This is a genomic window from Paenochrobactrum glaciei (genome assembly GCF_039522165.1).
GTDB classification, from domain to species: domain Bacteria; phylum Pseudomonadota; class Alphaproteobacteria; order Rhizobiales; family Rhizobiaceae; genus Paenochrobactrum; species Paenochrobactrum glaciei.
In genome coordinates this window covers 1-18,709 of record NZ_BAAADE010000014.1, presented here as the reverse complement: position 1 = coordinate 18,709, position 18,709 = coordinate 1, and the positions used below count along the sequence as shown (strand labels likewise).

16 protein-coding genes are annotated in these 18,709 nt (G+C 48.8%); all 16 read right to left on the bottom strand.

Annotated features, from left to right (window positions below):
• Positions 1-520: 520 nt before the first annotated feature.
• Positions 521-3,613: a hypothetical protein gene (locus tag ABDZ76_RS16550; protein WP_343808111.1), complete on the bottom strand. Its 3,093-nt coding sequence runs from the start codon at positions 3,611-3,613 to the stop codon at positions 521-523.
• Positions 3,613-6,414, bottom strand: coding sequence for a lysozyme (locus ABDZ76_RS16545; RefSeq protein WP_343808108.1), 2,802 nt, complete (start codon positions 6,412-6,414; stop codon positions 3,613-3,615). The genes ABDZ76_RS16550 and ABDZ76_RS16545 overlap by 1 nt, the downstream gene beginning before the upstream one ends.
• On the bottom strand, positions 6,414-6,914 hold the full coding sequence (locus tag ABDZ76_RS16540; protein WP_343808105.1) for a hypothetical protein: 501 nt from the start codon (positions 6,912-6,914) through the stop codon (positions 6,414-6,416). The genes ABDZ76_RS16545 and ABDZ76_RS16540 overlap by 1 nt, the downstream gene beginning before the upstream one ends.
• 39 nt (positions 6,915-6,953) lie before the next feature.
• Positions 6,954-8,921: a phage tail protein gene (locus tag ABDZ76_RS16535; protein WP_343808102.1), complete on the bottom strand. Its 1,968-nt coding sequence runs from the start codon at positions 8,919-8,921 to the stop codon at positions 6,954-6,956.
• 416 nt (positions 8,922-9,337) lie between these two features.
• Positions 9,338-9,913 carry a phage connector family protein gene (locus ABDZ76_RS16530; RefSeq protein ID WP_343808099.1) on the bottom strand — a complete coding sequence of 192 codons (576 nt, stop codon included), beginning with the start codon at positions 9,911-9,913 and terminating at the stop codon, positions 9,338-9,340.
• 120 nt (positions 9,914-10,033) lie between these two features.
• Positions 10,034-10,270, bottom strand: coding sequence for a hypothetical protein (locus ABDZ76_RS16525; protein WP_343808096.1), 237 nt, complete (start codon positions 10,268-10,270; stop codon positions 10,034-10,036).
• 43 nt (positions 10,271-10,313) lie between these two features.
• Entirely contained in the window at positions 10,314-11,333 is a 1,020-nt protein-coding gene (locus ABDZ76_RS16520) for a major capsid protein (protein WP_343808093.1), read from the bottom strand.
• Positions 11,334-11,364: 31 nt separating this feature from the next.
• Positions 11,365-12,219 carry a hypothetical protein gene (locus ABDZ76_RS16515; protein WP_343808090.1) on the bottom strand — a complete coding sequence of 285 codons (855 nt, stop codon included), beginning with the start codon at positions 12,217-12,219 and terminating at the stop codon, positions 11,365-11,367.
• A gap of 15 nt (positions 12,220-12,234) precedes the next feature.
• Positions 12,235-12,543, bottom strand: a complete 309-nt coding sequence (locus ABDZ76_RS16510) for a Bbp19 family protein (RefSeq protein WP_343808087.1) — start codon at positions 12,541-12,543, stop codon at positions 12,235-12,237.
• Positions 12,540-14,255, bottom strand: a complete 1,716-nt coding sequence (locus ABDZ76_RS16505; RefSeq protein WP_343808084.1) for a portal protein — start codon at positions 14,253-14,255, stop codon at positions 12,540-12,542. Before ABDZ76_RS16505 ends, ABDZ76_RS16510 begins: the two co-directional genes overlap by 4 nt.
• Before the next feature lies 1 nt (position 14,256).
• A complete protein-coding gene (locus tag ABDZ76_RS16500; RefSeq protein ID WP_343808081.1) occupies positions 14,257-14,466 on the bottom strand; it encodes a hypothetical protein in 210 nt (69 codons plus the stop codon).
• Entirely contained in the window at positions 14,456-14,959 is a 504-nt protein-coding gene (locus tag ABDZ76_RS16495) for a hypothetical protein (protein WP_343808078.1), read from the bottom strand. Before ABDZ76_RS16495 ends, ABDZ76_RS16500 begins: the two co-directional genes overlap by 11 nt.
• Positions 14,953-16,524, bottom strand: coding sequence for a hypothetical protein (locus ABDZ76_RS16490; RefSeq protein WP_343808075.1), 1,572 nt, complete (start codon positions 16,522-16,524; stop codon positions 14,953-14,955). The genes ABDZ76_RS16495 and ABDZ76_RS16490 overlap by 7 nt, the downstream gene beginning before the upstream one ends.
• Positions 16,508-17,044, bottom strand: a complete 537-nt coding sequence (locus ABDZ76_RS16485; protein WP_343808072.1) for a DNA-packaging protein — start codon at positions 17,042-17,044, stop codon at positions 16,508-16,510. Before ABDZ76_RS16485 ends, ABDZ76_RS16490 begins: the two co-directional genes overlap by 17 nt.
• Before the next feature lie 250 nt (positions 17,045-17,294).
• Positions 17,295-18,308: a DUF2806 domain-containing protein gene (locus ABDZ76_RS16480; protein WP_343808069.1), complete on the bottom strand. Its 1,014-nt coding sequence runs from the start codon at positions 18,306-18,308 to the stop codon at positions 17,295-17,297.
• A 284-nt stretch (positions 18,309-18,592) separates the two neighbouring features.
• Positions 18,593-18,709 (bottom strand): outer membrane protein (locus tag ABDZ76_RS16475; RefSeq protein WP_425541776.1); only part of this gene is annotated, 117 nt, incomplete at its 5' end.

Here is an 18,709-nt window from a genome sequence, read left to right as displayed (position 1 = left end):
TCAATTTTTGCCGCAATAAGCGTCTTGGCTGGCTGTGCAAGTGGCTTAGAGAAAGCGAGTGAGCCAATTCATAATCAAAGCTTCTCGATAGCGAATTCAAACAATACAATATCCTGCACAGGATATTATACGCGTAGCTCACTTCAAAATGAGGTAATCGTGCCGGTCACTTGTCAAAATGGCACACAAGGGAAGATCGCCATCCGCACAGCCCCCAACGGTCATCCAACATTAGCAACGGTTTCCATCTCAGACGGAACGACTGCTCGTATTAAATTTCGTGATATTTTAGGCGATAGACATGCTTACGGGGATATTGTGAGCGTTACCAAGACAAACACATCTTCAGCATCACTGACGAAAAAATCGAAAACAATCAGCTCCTCCGTACGATCATCGCGGACGTCTTCATCATATAACAATTATTATCTAGGTCCTCGTGGCGGATGCTATTATATAAATTCCAACGGTAACAAGACTTATGTTGACCGAAGTTACTGTCGATAGTTTCTTCTAGCTCTTACCTCTCTAGCCCGACTGCATTTCCCATCACATCCTCAACTTGATTGAGTAAGCTTCGGATATAGAAAAGGTTCTGAAACGGCAGCAAACCTCTGATCTTATGCAGATCAGATTTAGATGTGTCGCCTGCAAACACTGAACCGGACACCTGAAAAATATCCGAAATTGCATCAGGAGTGGGGCCTAGAAACGCTCCGACAACATTGCGGGATTGGTAGCGGCTCATTTGCTCACCGGTTAATCCGGAAAGCCCTACCCGTCCCCGACTGGCTTTCTCAGCAATGTTATTTACATCCATCATCCAACCACCAAGTCCTGACCAGTCAAACGCATTGGTTGCCCAAACCACAGGGTTGTCAGATAGTTCACGATCAGCGGTCAGCTGCTTCGCCATATATGTCATGGCCCCCAATGAAAGGGCGACCACAATACCAGCCAGTGTGTCAGCATCACGCTGTTGCATGGCTGATAATGTTATCCTCTGCATTGCAGACAGATTGAAGCTTCTGAACTGGCCAATCGTCTTCCCCAGTTCAGTACTCATCCAGAGTGGCTTATCTTGCCCCGGCGTTACAATAATCCGGTCAACATCACGTACAACGGCTGCACGAAACGCTTCACGCGCCAGCTTATCATCCCAGTCAGCAGCTTTTGCCAGATAAACGCCGTTTTGAATTTCACCATATTTTTGAAACTGCTTGTGAATTCGCTCAGCCAAATCTGTGTTAATACCGCCAGCACCAAGCTTTCTGATTTGCTTGGCTGTCGCAGATCCTTTTGCAATAGCTTCGGATGCCTGAAGCATATTGGTCATGACAATCATACCACCAAACTGCTTCATCGCTGCGTTCCAAGGTGCCATAAGTGATACAACACCAAATCTTGTGCCGGCAGATTTAACTGCCCGTTCAAACTTACTCCCGCGCCCGAAGTCATCACCAATCTCGGCCATAGACATCGCACGGCTATCAAGGATCATATCAAGAGCAGTGCCCGCTGCTTTCACTTCCTTACCGGCCATTCGTACAGCTTTAAGATTGGAAACCAGTGGCAGAAAACCATCACGGAATGTCGAGGTTAACCCGTGTTTGAACACGATACCTGCCATATCCGGAAATGCGGAGAGCGTCATACCACCAAGCAAACGCATATAATTAAGGTTTCTTGCCACGCGTCCTGCACGAAGTACGATCCCGTCCGGATTGGAAGGAAGCGCGTATTGTCCGCGAATACGGTCACGCATACCCTCAATATCACGCACGGCAGCTTTACGTGCTTTTTCTAAACGTGCCCGTTCTTTTGCTTTTACTTCCGGACTGACTGGCTTACCGTCTTTACCAAGCATACCGTCCACTCTGGCAATTTTACGGTTTGCCTCATCATTAATCTTACGGATTTGTTCAGCCATATCCGGTGAACCGAATTTCTTTGTCAGCTCAATATCAGCCGACATTGTGCGAACCTGCGCCCGTAAAACCTCTTCAATGTCCGTATTCAAGAACTCCTGTATCTTCTTGCTTTCAATACGTAACAGACGCTCTTTCAATGGACCACGCGGCCCCGACACGATGCTGTCATATGGAATACGACCATCCACATGCCCTAAGATTGTATCGACGGTTTGATCAACAATATCACTGATCTCATCATTAGAAAGACGTGAGAATTCTTCTGCCTTTTGTGCTGCGGCATCGGCCTTCGTATTGGCTTTCCGAGCACTAATTTCAGCATCACCAATTCGTGCGGAGGCATCGCGCTTACTGATGAAATAATCATTCAGGATACGAGCAAAATCTGATCGATAGGCAGAAATCTTATCCTTATTATACATGCGGAATAAGTGCGAGACGTCACCCTGAACTGTAATATCTTCAGGCAAAAGCCTTGCCTCAATGGCTGCCCGTTTCATCGCGTCATCAATCTGACGATAAACTTTTGCAGCCTCTGCCACTTCCGGAATGGCATGTGTATCCCCGCTGAATGCTGCGCGACCCACCTCCTCTTTGAACTGTTTGAATGTCAGTTTATCGCCACCGGTGATACGCTGCATTTCGGAACGCATAGGAGCAAGACGACGCTGCCAGCCAGTCGGGTCAGGCGCATTGTGGAAGTATTTGGCATAAGCCGTATCAACCTGCTGGAGAGTATCTGCGAGCGGTGCATTCCACATTTTCATCCGCGTTTCAACTGAACCGCCTATTTCTGTCGCGACACCTTCAGCATTCGCTTTATATTCAAGCGGTGTCTCTGCAAGTTGCCTTGCGGTCGTTCTAGCCTCTTCAAAGTCAGAGAGTTGCGAACGAATGAGCGGATCCTGAGAGCGGACACCCCATAATTTTCTGATCAGTGCTTCGTCTTTGATTTCAGTCGGTCCTTTATTAACCGCTGCAGCACCGGCTGATTGTGCACCTCCTCCACCAAAGACAGCAATATCGGCGTCTTCAAACGCTTTGTTCTGCTCTTCAATCTTCCGGCTCAGGCCAGACATTTCTGAAGCTGATAAATATCGGCCGACCAAAGTGCCAAGTGCACCGCCAAGCAGCACAGAACCACCAATATTGAAGATACTTTCCTCACCAGTACGGGTTTGCTGTGTGAGCTGTAATCCTGCTTCTGAGACAGCTGCATCAATACCCGCTCCAACAGCAGCTCCTGCTGCCGTACTGACAACACTCCGTGAGGCACCAATCAAGCCGCCGCCAACAGGCAGAATAGTCGGAAGATCGAATACACCTGCTGCAAGCGAAGCAATAACGCCATGCACACCCGCCGCATCCAGCGTTCTGCGATCTGCTATCTCCCGCTGTATCTGTACTTTTAAGGCATCTGCAGCTTTCTGATTAAAGATGCCTGAAAACCTTTCAACATAAGGCGCAAAATCCGGATCATCCTTCACATAATCGATGGCATTAAAGCCCTGCTCAATTTCATACGGATCAGCCATTCCGCGTGAGGTGATGAATGACGTCACCATATTATCAGTACGAAAGGCAGCTGCCAGTGTTTCACCAATTGTCGGTGTTTGTGGTGCCTCAACCGGTGCAATATTCGTCAGATTTTGCACCCGTACAGCCGGTTCATAAAAAGGCATCAGTGACCACCCGCATTCAGCAAGCCGTTGCTCTTCGCATCTTGAAACAATTCGCTTCTTTGCTCTGCAATATCCGACTTAATCGTAGGGCTTTGCATTGAAGGAACATTAGAAACGGATGGTGTCGGGATGATTTGCTGAGCTTCAGGATTGTCCCATGCAGAACTTGCGCCCATAGGAATATCACCACCATTCATGTACTCAGCCATACCAAGACCACTGACCTGATTTCGTTCAGCTGTTTCGATACGTTTAGCCTGCTGCTGTTTGGCTGCGGCTGAAACGACCGATAAGTCCGGCCGCCATTGCTTTCCGTACAAAGTTTGCAAGTTCCCCTGCTCATCCTTGTAAAGAACTGTATAGCCCGGCAACTGATTAGATTTGGCCTCTGATCCGGTCTCAGGCGTTGATACCAGCACCACACGGTTCATGATCTGATCGCGTGTCATTCGCCTGTACTCGTCCAGACCGCTCTCATTACGGATAAGAACCTCACGCCCTTCAACCATGCCCCGCAACTGCTCACCGTCCTTCTTCGGATTAAGCAACTGATCATCTGGAAACATGGCCGCAAGATCATTGATAAGCTGATCTTTGACATAACCATACGGGTCATTCTCATCAGCTTTTGCCGGCCAGAACTTTTCGGGCGGATATTTCATTACTGTTTTTGTGCCGGTGATTTCAGTCGCACCATAGAGCCGTTTCATTTCAGCATTTGCACGATTTTTAGCCAGTTCAGGATTTCCGCCTGATGCGTAGAATTGCTCTTCTGCAATAGCCAGATAATCTGCAGCAATTCCAGCCGCCTGCATTTCAGTGAAACCAACCTTGGGATCATTAAAAGGCAGCCAGCTATCATCAAACATGGAGCCAATGTCGGTGTTTTCAATTTGTTTGCGGAACTCTTTCGCCGCCGGTTCCAAAGCTTTACGCTCGCGGATTTTATTCGGATCATTTTGCTCTGCGATCCGCTTTGCTGCTTCCGAAGGAGACAGATTGAGGCTGTTCACATAATAATCGAAATCATCCACTTTCTTTTGAACCGCACTCCCGCCATCACGCCGGCTAAGAGCAGAAGGATTAACCTGAGAAAATCTTGAGGCAGCCTGCAAAGCCGCCTCAACCTCTGAGGGCACCTGACTTTCAGCGCCGGCGCGCAACTGGTTTAATGTGCTTTGCGGCACGGTGCCGGACTGCGCAATCAGCTGCTCCAAAACTGCCTGACGATTTTCCGGCGCAACAGATTGATTGATAACACCACCAATTGCATCGACCTTTTTCTTTCCGTCTGATGAATAAGGATCAATACTCAGCGCGCCATTCTGAAAATCAGAAAGCGCCTGTGCTGTCATAAACTGATCGCCTTGGCGTGTGCGTAATGCTGAAAGCAATGTTGCTTTATCGCTATCCCTCATATTGCTCTGCATGATCTGCTGTTCACTCGAAACTTCACCGGTCTGAATACCAAGCTGAAGCGCACTTTTTTCACTCTCATAGGCTGCTTTCACCTGAGCATCGATAACACTCTGGCCACGCTGAGCCGCAGCATTCATCTGGTCATAGAGTGACAAGCGCTGTGAAAGTGACAAGTTCGCATAACGCGGATCCATGGAAGCAGGATCAAATGCCGGCGCATTACGGGTAATTTCTGAAGAGCCTCTGATAATGCTTGCTTCTTCTGCACGACGCTTCCTGTTCACGCCACCATTATCATTGCCACGAAACTCAACGGATGCCGCTATTCTCGCGATATCACCCGAGCGGGCTGCATCAACCACATTGCCAGGAAGAGAGCCATAATTATAAGCGACTGAAACAAGCGCCGCTTGTACATTCGGCGGTAAATTATTCCAATTTTCAGCGCCTATCTTTGAAGAGGCCGCCTTTTCAAACTCTTTCGTGCGTCTGGCAAGGTCACGTTCCGCATCTGAACGATTAACCTTCATTCCTTTTTCTACCCGAATAACACGACCGTCCGCAGTCGTAATTGTATCAGAGCCATAACCAACACGGTGTGCATTAACATCCCAATATGTTGTCTCGCGGAAACCTTCGAACTTTCGCAGCAATGACATAGCATCACCACCGCGGGATGTCGTAACAACACCGGTAACGCCCAATCGCCCCGCCGCATTAACAGCAGAGCCCGGATTAGCTTCTGCATTTCGGATTTCCCTCTCACCAATGGTAAGAGAAAGCATCTCATCCGCTTGTTTTTTAAGCTTTTCTTTTTCTGTCAAAGACAAGCCAGAAGCATCAATTGTCCGGTGAACGTCCTGACGCGCCGCGTCAAACATCGCCGGATCATTAAACACCTGATTTTGCAGTGTCTGCTGACGCTCTGTAATGCTGGTACGATACCAGTTATTACGCTGATCTATCTCAGCGGCTGCCCCCTTATCGATCCATTGATTACGTGCCGTCGCTACAAGTTCTGCAAATTTCGGCTTCAAACTATCGGGAACAGACTTTAGAAAATCTTCTGAGCGTTTCGTGAAGATACCCGACACATTATCAGTAAAGCCCTTACCTGAAGGTGCCATCCCTTCCTGATGCTTGGCAAAGTCTAAAGCATTATCATCCTGCCAACGCTGAAAAGCCTGGTTCGTTGCAAAGTCATCAACCTGCTGCTCCATCTGCTGACGACGCAAAGCCATTTGATTTTGCATATCTGCATGATTACTCAGAGCACCGCCAATTTGAGACAGCCCTTGCCCGACACTGTTATCGACACGTGTGTCAGGAATGCCGCCGATATCAATTGACCGGCTAGCCTCAATCGGACGAATAAGAACCATTAAAACAACCCTTGGATCGAACCGCTGCGCGCACGCTGATATTGAGTGTAAGGATTAGAAATCATTGTGCGCTGCTGGTTATGCTGACTGATGCCTGTAAAAGCATTCACGCCTGTTGCGAGTGCGCCCATATAACCACCGGTCACCGCACTCTTTGCATTTGAGCGAGCAAGCCCTGCCTGAAACCGGTAATTATCGCTCTGCACTTGCGCCCCATAGCGGATAGCCTGCTCATCAAGACTGGCTTCGGTTGCACTTTCTTGCAGAACGTCCAGTGACGAACCTGAAAGGGCAATACCACTTGAGAGATACTGGCCACGCATAGACGCAATCTGCCGGTCATTTGACCGGCCTTGCAAGATTGCATCATATTCGCCCTTCTCTGAGGCCATGCGGGCTTGTCGGTCAGCATAAGCTGCCTGCTGTTTATAAGATGCTGATTGAGCCTGAGCACCTGCAATCTGGCCAGCCACAGACACACCGGCACCAATCAGCGTCATTGAAAGCGGATCAAAGCAAATGGTCTTTCTCCACGAATATTAAGGTGTGCTCTCAAGCTGCAAAACGAGTGACCGAACTAAAAGGGGCAAAGGCTCACTTGTTTCAAACACAAGCTTCCCTTCGCCTTCCATCCAGGAGCCGGAAATATCGCAAGGCACAAATCCGGTTCTGAGTTCGATCTTGTCACCAAAGAGAGTGTCGCCCGTTTTGAGCAACTGCTCATAAAGTTCCGGTGTCCAATGTTCACCGCCAGCTGCACCGGTTCGCACCGCACCTGAATTAAGAACATCAATACTGGCTGAAATGATTGTCCGGTTCCGTCCGAACAATGTACCATCCTGTTGAGGTCCGGCCACCGGCTGTGTGACAGCACGACTTTTAAACGGCAGACCAATGCTGAGTTTGGATGCCTCATAAGGCAACTCAATCGAACCATTTCGAACCGTCAAGCCACTCACAACGCTGCCATCTGCGAGTGCCATAACCTGCTCACCTTCAAGATGGCCAAGCCCTGTCACCGTTTTAATAGGTGCGCCATTGTAGGAGGCACCACAATCAACATGGAAAGCATCCTCGACAGTATCAATATCTCCGTCGAAAGGCCGTTCCAAAACTTCAATGTAACGCTTCAGCTTTCCGTTGATAGTACGACATACACAGAGGTAAACATCGTCGAACCCTTCTTCGATACCTGAAACCACTGCCACATTCTCGACAGCGCCACCGGCAATTTCATGTTTGGCAAAACCAACCACTTTTTGCTCACGGTCATAGGTGACAGACACAAGCGAACCATTCCCCATGACGCAATAAATCTGAGGATCAGGACGCTCACAGAAAGCCCAGTCCACAATCCCTGACTTGAATAAGTGCTCACCAAGCAACGAAAGCTCAGGAGCCACATATCGGTTTTGATCACCCCGAACGAGCTCACGAATTTTCGTGGCACCCGTTCCGGCATAAAGCGTGACACCACCTATGGAGAGTGGCGGTAAAGCAGCAGCGCCACTGGTAGGTCCTTTACGCTGCGTAATATTCGTTGCCGAAAATGATTTATTGATATCAGCAGGTCCGACTGAGCGAATTTGGCCAGCTGATCCCGTCACCAGATCCTCATCATCTGCAAGCCAGAGAACTTCGTTTTGATTGGAAGAAAGAAGTGTAATTGAAAGCCCATCAGTTTCCACCTGCGGATCACTCAGACCATAATCTGAAAACTGGCCTTGTTTAGAGCCAAAAACAGTTACAGGCTGACTGTTTGTTCTCGCCCACATTAAGCGCTCATTGAAAAGCGTAACGCTCGCCGGCCATCCGGATGCGACAGAAAACGCCCCCATTCTCCACGATGCAAAAGGTGATAAAGTAAGAAGCCGATGGCCATGTAAGACGACACGAACCTGTGAGGGCGAAACGTATTGCGTAATCTTAGCCCACTGCCACTTAGAGGCCACCCCCATAAATCGAATGGATCGGCCAACGTCCGTTGTCTGGAAACCGGCTCCGCCATTTATGCCATTAAGTGACGATGCGGTAAGAGTAGACGGCACCTGTTCATCCGCAAGCCGGTGAAGACCAATGTTTCCCCACCTCAGCCTTGAAGCGTCACCCTGTGGCCCCATCCAATTAAAGCGATATTTTGTAAAGGCTCTACGGTTATCGGTCTCAAAGTAATAGCGTCCAAGCCTTTTCCAACCCGTTTGCCCCTCGACAACATGAATAACAACCCAGTCCGCACCATCCCATCCAGCAAGTTCCCAGCCACTAGGGCTGTCATTGAGAATGTTTGTGTTTGTCGCTTCAACCCAATAATTATCTAATGCTTGAGGTGCAGCTAAATCAAATTGTGCAAAGCCATTATCAATCGACGTACTCTCTGATGAAGATGCGATAAGCAGCCCGCCGTAATCACTTGGTTTGAGGGTTGTTGCGACATCTTCAGCGTCCATATATGGACCATCATTGAACGCGGCTGTTTCAAAACGCCAGTTGATATCACTATTGCGCATAAGTTTTCGCGGCTGATAATTCTTATGAGCAATATATGCCACATCATTAAACTGAGTATAGCTTAGCCTGTTAAGATCAGCAGCTGCATATGGGTGAGAGATAGAATATGGGCTCGTACCCGAATAAAGGATCTGCCGCTCAGAGATAAATCTCAGCGTTTTATTACCGTTTACGACCAGAACATAGGATTGCTCTTCAGAGAACTTAAAAGGCAACAGCCGCGTTTTCTGAGAACTGTCAGCAACTTCCGTAATAAACCTTGTCCCTGACCGGCGCCGCAAACCACCATGTGTCAGCACATTAAAGTTCAAACAATATGAAAGCGACGACAGCCAAAAATCTACATCCGAACGCGAGCCAAGTAATGGCGTTGTCCAGCCTTTATCAAATGTAGCAGTATGCGAATAATAAGCCATCAGCGCATTGCCACCCAGTTATCATCAGCCGCACGCGGACTTGTGCCTTCAATCGCATCAATGCGCCAAGCGACATCAATTGCTTCACGGTAAAGACCCTGTGCCACCTGCACATATGAAACTTTGCCCGTTACCCAATGACCGCATTTCATCGCAATATAAGCTGCTAAGGCTTCAATGAATGAAGCAGGATAACGGTCATAATCTTCAGTGCGCCGGACATAACGCACCTTTAATGGTCCAGATGCATCTGTGAGAATGCATGCGCCTTCCACCTCATGCCGGACAGGCGTTCCTTCCGAATGGCCGCAAACTGTAACAGGTAACACCCGCAAACAATCATGAGGGATTGTAAAGGCATGAGACCAGCCGAAAGCAGGCTGTTCTGCACTGGCTGCGAGCACAACACGCTGCAGTGCAAAATTCCAGTCATAACGTGAAAGAAGGCTGTCACGCGAGGTGTCAAAGTTCCGTCTCATCCAGCGAACGATTGGACGGTTGTCATTCTCAAGATTGGTAATCTCCGCCTCTTTGAGAATATCAAGTGCCTGATTGCAGATATCCGTTGGCGTCATTCATCTTCACCTTCAGGCTCTGGTTCCGGCAAAGGTGGCGGCGTCTTTTGCGCCTCGCGGCGTTGCTTTTGCTTTTTCAAATACCACCAGGCCAATGAAGGGCTATAAGACGTCATTAGCTTATTCCGTCACAGTTGAACGCAATGGTTTTTGGATGCGCTTGCCGTCCGGCCGGAACTTGTTGAGAACACCGAGTGTGGCCTTTGCGGCAGCATTTGCAGCCTTTTCATTCACTTCGCGCAAATTACGGTCAATTGCCCGCTGTTCCATATTCAGTTCATGAAGCGTCTTAGGTACCGGCTCTTTAACTGCTACTGCCACCAGTTCTGCATCCGGCAATTTTGTTTCTTTACTCATGGCTCTCTCCAAAAGAAAAGGAGGGCAAATGCCCTCCGAATGATTAGCCGTTTGTGACAAGGAAGCTGATCGGGATCTGCTTACGCTCGGGATACACACGATCCCAGTTGCCGGCAGTTGCCAGCTCGGCAGTCGTTGGAAACTCACCCGCAACACTGGCATCAGTCCATTTAATGCCATACGGATGCAGAACGAACTGACGACGGGTATAAAGAATATCACCGCCCACACCGTTACCCTGATCAGGCTTGCGCTCAATCTCAATATTAGGGCTTGTGCTCATGGCCTGCTCATTGAAGCAAATGGCTTCATTTCCGAGCAGGTAAGTCACATATGCGCTTGGCTCGCCGGAACCATTACTGATGATCTTGGCTGTGTCTGAAACCACGACCCGATAGCCCAGATATGTCGGGAAGCGAACTTCACCACGCGCATCCGGAATAAAATCAATCAGGTTCTGTTTCTGCAAACGGGTGTAAATGGCCGAATGCATAATCAACGTAGACAGATCGTCAGCCGCATCACCCATCGTCTGCTTGGTATCAAGGATCGCTTCAGCAGAGATCAGATTGACGTCAGTCGGCGCACCGGTGGTCAGACTGATATTGTTGACCATATCGCCGCCGTCATTGGCCACATTATCCAGATAAACACCATGAAGCGTCGAAACCAGCAAGGTATTCAGGTTACGGATCCACCAATCGGAAACAAGATTACCGATGGCTTTCATCGGATCATCGCCTGCCAAAACACCGGAAAGGCGCATTGATGACCATGACTTCGTGCGCACATGACGTGCGGCCACATCTTTACCGGCTTCAATTTTGCCCGGAACACTCAGCTTTGTCGGATCATCAGAACCGATATCTGAATCAACGTCTGTCAGGTCACGCCAGAAAGGCACGTTCGCGGTCTTACCACCACCGGTCAGGAAACTAGCCATATTGGCATCGTTACGCAGAATACCGGACTGAAAGATCGCACCACGTTCTTTCGTGCGCTTGATCATATAAGGATAGAAAACTTCAGGGACGATAACGTCCGAAATACGGGTAGTCGCCATTGCAATAACCTTTCTGAATGGCAGCCGTCATTCACAGTCCGTAATCAGCAGGATTTCCACCGGCTGCACGGATCAGTGACTTGGCTTTTGAAGGATCGGAGCGAATAAGCTGCCCCTGTTGTGTCAGGTTTTCATGTTCTGCAGAGAACGGATTGCTGACCGTTCCGCCAGCGTTGAGAACAGTTGTGTCCTCGCCGTACATTTCCTTGCCCACTTTAGAGAGTGCAAAAGCAATCTTAGGACTGAGCACGGCACCATCTGCCGACAATGCCCCAAGGCGGGTAAGTTCATCCTTCAATCCTAACTGGCCAATAGCGCGGCTCGTATATTCGAGATTTTGCTTATAACCGTCAGTATCCGGATCGCCCCACTGCATTACGATTTCACGATGGGTATCACCTTCAGCTTTCGCCAACGCCTCACGTGACGCTGTAAAACTGCCGGCCTGATAACCAACGAACTTGTCATGCAATGTCTGGGCTTGCGCAGGCGTTAATCCGGCCTCATGCGCCCATGTACGGAATTCAATCGCGCTCTTTTCATCGTATGGGAAGCCTTCCGGTACAGTTTCTGTATTAAGCTTCAGCTCATACTTATCTGCACTCTCAGGACGCCCCAGCTTGCCGTAAAACGCATTCCACTCTTCTGCCGGCGCATCTGCCTCCGGCACTTTCAAGGCCTTGTTTGCGTCTGTTTCAAGCTCACGATACGAGCGGATTGCATCGTCCGCTGATTTCCACTGCTTCGCTTCGACTAAAGTGCGGTTATCTTCAACCTGAAGGCCAGCCACCCAGTCAGCATTGCCACTGTTCGATCCCTGATCAGCAACAACGGTTGCGGTCGGAGCGGTTGTAGGTGCTGCCACCTGCCCATTCTCGTCTGCCATAATGATTATCCTTGTTTAAAGATGCTCGGCTTCCTTGCGAGCGGCTTCTTCCAATGCTCTGAGCTGTTCATCACTGAGAGACAGGAAATGAAAAAGCCGCCCGAAGGCGGCTCGTTGACCGGCACTGTAACCGGCTTGATAAAGGGAAAGATCAGCATCAGGCGGCTCCACCATGTAGAAGCCTGTTTGAGCGGCCAAATCCGCAAGGACAATCTCAACGGCCTCAGAACGCTTGCCAAAAACTTCAAGATAAGCCGCATGCAATTGCACTTCTGTGTGCGCTGGCAGAACCTGACGGCTTTTCGATAGGTTGCGCCACTTCATGCAGGCATCATCCCATTTGCCTGTGCCATGGCTTGCATGGCTGGCATGCCGTCTTTAGCCGCGGTTGCAGCACCTTGCATCATTGCAAGTGCAGCCTGACTTTCCTGCTGCTGAGCCATGGCCTGACGTTGTTCGGCAACGTCCTCATCGCGCTTAAACATTTTGCGGGGAGCACCATTGATTTCACGTGTCAGCTCGAGCGTTTCATCGCCATCAATCTTGATGAGTGTCGACTGATCATACTGACCGACCACTGAAGCCATTTGCAGCACACGTTCAATCCCCTGCATTTCTGCCATACGGCGCATTCGGGCAAGAGGGCCGGTAAATTTCACACCAACATTCTTACCGCCAACAGAGGAAGGTGGCTCAAGCGGTGAGCCCTGTTCAAAAGCGCCCTTGCGCTGAACAATATCAACCTCACGGTCAATTGCCCCGGCGACACCAGTTTCGATCTTCGCACCGGCAGGACCTAACAACTCCCCCTTCTCATTTGCCCGAAGCAAAGCTTCCGTTGCAGTCATCTGAGGATTATCAACCATGGTCTGAAACAGGTTGATATACATGCTCTCACGGACAGACAGGCGCTTGGCTTCAATCAAACGCTCTGCAAATGTCGGGTTCTGTGCCTGCATGATAGGCTGTGCCAGTAAGCGCCCCTGCTCATCAAGCATACCTGCATTGACTGCTCCGGCATTCAGATTAAGGCGCTGATTATAGATACCCCGCATTGTGGCCATTGGCGGTTTAATCATCTGCTGTGAAACCTGAGCAACTGTCTTGCCCATCACCTGCAGCATTTTTATTTCTGAAAGTGCAGCCATGACAGGAGACTGTCCATAAGCCGATCCGTCTGTCTGATCCCACCACATGACCTGATATGGAAAGCTGAAGAACCCGCTTGTCCGGATCAGGTGGCGGCTTTCTACTTCCAGCCAGAAAGAAGCATAAGGCTGATGTCGTCGTTTATCCTTATATTCACCGGCTTCTTCTCTTGGCATCACACAGTGAATGAATGTGAAAGGCTGATCAGGCTTGTCTTTGAGTGCTGATTTCAGTTTTTCAGGGAGAGTGTCGCCTTCTTGTGAGAAATAGCTTTCTGCAGCACGTGCCGTCAGCTCAAAAACGCGAATGCACTTATCAACGTCATCATAGGCATCAATGCCAAGATAGGTTTCAACAACAGGAATAGAGCGATAAAAGAACGGTACTTTCACCGGATCGATGCCGCGCCGGCCGACGTTCTCTTCCAGATAGAGAATACCAGTACCAAGGCCACATGCACCGCGGATCGCTTTCTGATTGGCCAATGCAAAATTGCTCTTGGCATCATAGCGTGCGGTGAAATGGTAATCTCTTAACCGGTCAAGCCACTCTTCCTCCATATCCGTCGGATCAGGTGCAAAAGGATCATCGAGTGAGAACGCGTGCCATTTCTGTGCTCTGGGCGCAATCAGGCTCTCCATACCAGCATTAAGCCGATCCAGTGACCATGCCGCTGTTGCGTCAAATATCTCTTTGCTGCGCTGAACAGATTGCGGCTGCTGTGCAGTTCCTGTCAGTGATGAAGCAATGTTCATACCATTCAGTTCATACTTATGAGACGCATATGGCATGCAAAGAGTGACAACATCACGCCATGTGGCTTCCCAATATGAACGCTCAGCAGCCATTTGCTGCTGCATACGCATGATGCTATCGGCAACACTCATGTCAGAAGCCGCCAATCACTGTGCGACGGCGATTGGCTTCATTACCATAGTCCTGTGCACCCAAAGGTGTGGTGATAATGGTAGAAGCACGTCCTTGCGCCTGACGGCTTGCGTCTTGTTCCGCAGCACGTCGTGACTTTGCAGCCTCTGCATCAGCATCAGGAACCGCCGGTGCATCCGGCGTTTTAACATCTGGGGCTTTAAAGCACATCTTGCCAGTCCTCTTTCAACCACGCCCAAAGCTCAAATGCCTCACCGTTCACACCATAATTAGGCATGTCAGCTTCTTTTCGTGCTTTGATAGCGGATAACCATTTATGTGCGAGGTCATGATCAGCCAGTGATCTGATTTCCACGCGCGTAACGCCTTCAGCGATTAATCGCTCTGGCCATTCCTGAATACAAAACCGTGTGATTGCAGGCGTTGCCCGTTTGAACTTGTTTGTCCCGTAAGCCCACGCATAACGAAGATGCGGCTGATAAATATAATTACCAATCGACACGCCAAACGCTGCAACAGGCTGCCCGTCAAGCCACGCAGTCCAGCACCAGTCCGGTGAGGAAAGATAAGAAGCAGCACCTGCCTGTGTACCACTGTCCAATCGGGCTGTCGCAAATATCTCCCGCTTGTCCTGTTCACGCAGGTTCGCCGCCACGTAACAAATGTCCCGCAGCGTTCCGGCTTTAATCTCTACCTTTACCATGTCAGAATTTCATCATCTTCTGCAACGCTCTGCCAGCCACCAACAGGTGCTTTGCCAGCCAGAGCAATCAACGCCGCATAAGGCTTTCTGTGCCAAAGCTGGCAAATCACATCAGCACGGTCAGGCGATGAACCTACCCGCTTTCTGATATCGTCTTTGCTTTCAATTAAAATGTCGGTACCAACCAGCTTCCATCGTGGCGTTGTCAGTTCGGCCAGCAATCGCGCATCATCCGGCAGCATGATTTTTTCATCCTGCCCGCCTTCAGGATCAAGCGCTTCCCTTAGCTTCCACCACATTTCAGCACGCAAGTTACGAAAGCCAAACTTGCCATCATATGTGCGTGCACCACTGGCAGCAGAATAAACAATGCCGGCGCAATCTGTATTGTGATGATTGATCAGATGCGAACGTGGCCCCGAGCCCCAACCACCGGTCAGATCAACTGACAGATCCGCATCATCCCGCCTGTCCTTCATCATCAGGGATGAAATCTCAATCGGGTCTTTCACATTCTTGCCACTGATCACTTTCAATTGAGAAAACCAGTTATCCTCATGAAGTGAGCCAAGAACCAGATTATCCTGACCACCAAGTGCGATATCAGCACTCAAGGCTATCATTCTGCGACGCCGTTCTCCCGCCTTGCGCCAACGCTCCTGTGCACGCTTTACCCATTCTGTCGGGATAACCTGCCATTCATGATCAGTACGGCCGGCAAGGAAGTCACCTTTGAGAAGCTGTGAACGCAATGGCTCCGGCAACCCTTGAAGCACGGCACGATAGTTCGTGTCCTTCAGATAAGGATTGTCATCCAGTCGGGCTGGAATAAATGTGCGGGACATAGCCGTGTATGTTTCATCATCACGTTTGTATTCGCCCTCACCTTCAACCCATTCTGTTTCACCACCGACACGGATTGCCCAGCGAAGTTCACCATCTTTAGCAGGATTAGAAAACAAAGGATCAAGCCAAGGCGCAAACTCCTCGATCAGCCAGTCACCTTCACCACCACGGGGAGGATTAGAGCCAAGGATCACACGGCAGCGCTGTCCTTCTTTTGTAGAGCGCAACCAGCCAATGAGCGAAAACACCTGTTCACGTAAGAACTCACCTGCCTCATCAAATCCCATGAAGTCACGAGCATTACCTGCATGCTTGCGCCAGTCATCAGGCTGATTGATACCTGCAAACTTTAACTGCCGCCCGTCTTTCAGCTTCCAGAGGTTTTCATTGCCGCCTGCAAAACGACCAAGGTCACCCAATATCTCGCGGGAGAAGTTGATAATCCCATCCAGCTGAACTGCTTCACGCCTGACAATCAAGGCACGTGAATGTTCATTGGCAGCACAGCCAACCATGAGCGCTGTCTTACCACCTCCTGCAGCACCACCATAAAGCAGGATATCAGCCTTGCTGAGCAATGCTTCTGTTTGTGGTCCAGGGTTTGGAATGAACGGCTTTGACAGCTCTGTTGAAACCAGTTCCTCAATCTGCTTGCGGTCATCATCTGATAACTGCGCAATAACGCTTTCCAGCGCTTTCAGATCAATTGCTGCTTCCATCAGGTTTTAAACCTTTACCAAGTACGAGAGCGACTGCCTTTGCCAAGGCTCTGGCATCCATACCCTCGTTAAGAGGCGTACCGTCCTTACCGGTAATCTCACTCTTGTCAGCAAGACCAAGATCACGGGAGATAATATTGGCATTCAAAAGGTCTGCAGCTGCACCGGAAAATTTCTGCTGAAATATGACTGCCTCGGCTCGTGTAATGACTTCAAGTAAATCGGGGCGTGACTTACGCCAATCATTCCATTGTTGAATGCTGATATCGATAAACAGGCACAAGCCCATCAATGTCATGGCACGCATTTTAGCAATCGGCTCATGCGTGTTCACACCCTGAAACGATGTGACTTTATCCTCATACAGCGGATTATTATCTACCCAGTCAAAATACTCACAGCATGCAGACCATAAGTCTTCTGCATTCTCAAACTTAGGCTTTGCACCATGAGAGGAACGCGCCTCCCAAAAGCGGTTGCCCTTCAGGAAGCGTCCGTTTTCAGGATCGCGATCTGTCATCTAAATTCCTTTTGGATAATAAAAAACCCCGCACTAGGCGGGGCTGAATCCTTGCTGGTTTCTACTGAGGGAGTTCCAGCCTCCCGGTGAGGCTTTCTTTAAGGATGTTATCACCCTAACCGCGTTTACCGCTCGTCTCTCTTGTGATTGATCAGATCGCACCCGGGCTCCTCCGGCGTATAGATGGTTTGCTTTAGTGCATTCCACATGCAACTAAATTAAATTACCCCATTGGACATTGAATTGTAAATTAAATTGATAGATCACGTGTCCATTGCATTGTTTGAGTATCAATATCGTAAAAATGTATCTTTTCTGCGCCAAATATCGGCAAAAGTTTATCAAAATACAATTTAGCAATATCATAATTTTTACTATCAATTATCGAACAAAGTGCTTTTGCCAATTCTGTCAAAACGAGAATTGGCACTACTGGTTTTCCACCAATATTGATAAGGACACTGTCATCAAGTTTGTACTCATTAATATTAGTAGGAATGCTTAACCCTCTCTCGCCAAAAGGTAATCCCCATAACTTTGAACCATCACCCATTGTCAGTTCTAAAAACTCACGGTGGTGTCCCAGTCCGGGATCAACTACTAAACCTGACTGAGTAAGAATTAACATCTCATCAAAAGAAAGCTCTGACATCAAAGAGATAAAGAGAACACCCTCCAACTGATAACTTACTAACTTTGAAAACAGTATCGCAGCATCGGCCTCAAGCTCATCAACAGAGCGCATTATTTTTCGGCTAAAGGTGCCAGGCTTACGAATTTCACCCGCAAGAATCTTACTCCAGCGTCGCTGCAAATCTTCAGTCGATGCATCTTCTGCATACCGCTCAAATCGATCTAAAAACTCTTCATTAAGTTCCTGTGGACCTGAATTGTCTTCTTCTTCACTCACAGGGTTATTGCGAAGATCTTCTATCGCTCCTTGAAAAACGGCGTCTTTATTGGCTTGTAATTTGAGCGTCTTCTTATATTGGTTATCAAACGCTCGCTCAGCAAACGCGCTATCATAGCCCATTTTGTGAACTCCATATTGAGCCGCGGCCTCTATCAGGATGACTTCCCCCTCTGTCTTAGCTCTCCGCCTTGTAGCAAAACCCTCCAAGTGAGCATTCCCGATATCAATTATACCGCCACAAAGCCGATCCAACGCTGATAGAGTGCGGCTTCTTGCAGATGCTTTGAGCCCTGTTTTCGTCAAATCTGCTGAAACCGAAATTTCATTTGAAAGATGATCTTCCTTTTCCATAATCCACCCCCGTCTAAACTTAATTAAACGTGAGATGATTCCTAATTATTTTGCAATATTTATGGGCTTAGACTTTGGCAGTCTAAAATTAAACTCATCTTGTTGCAGGAATTATACGCGCAAACAAAAAGGCAGCCGTTAAGTTGCCCCTCACTTTTAATTCCTGCCCATCCGCTTAAGCAGCGGGTTTTCGAGCGAGATATGTTATCTAAATTATTTTCTACAATAAAAAAACCGCCCAGCCATAGCCGAGCGGTTCAATTGAAATGGAGGCGTTTCTATTATTAGAACTTATAAGCAATCCCAAGACGAACATCATTAGTCTTGAACTTATTGCGAATACTGGATGTACCGCCGAAATCAAAATCCTTGCGTCCGTAATCTGTGTACCGGTACTCAAG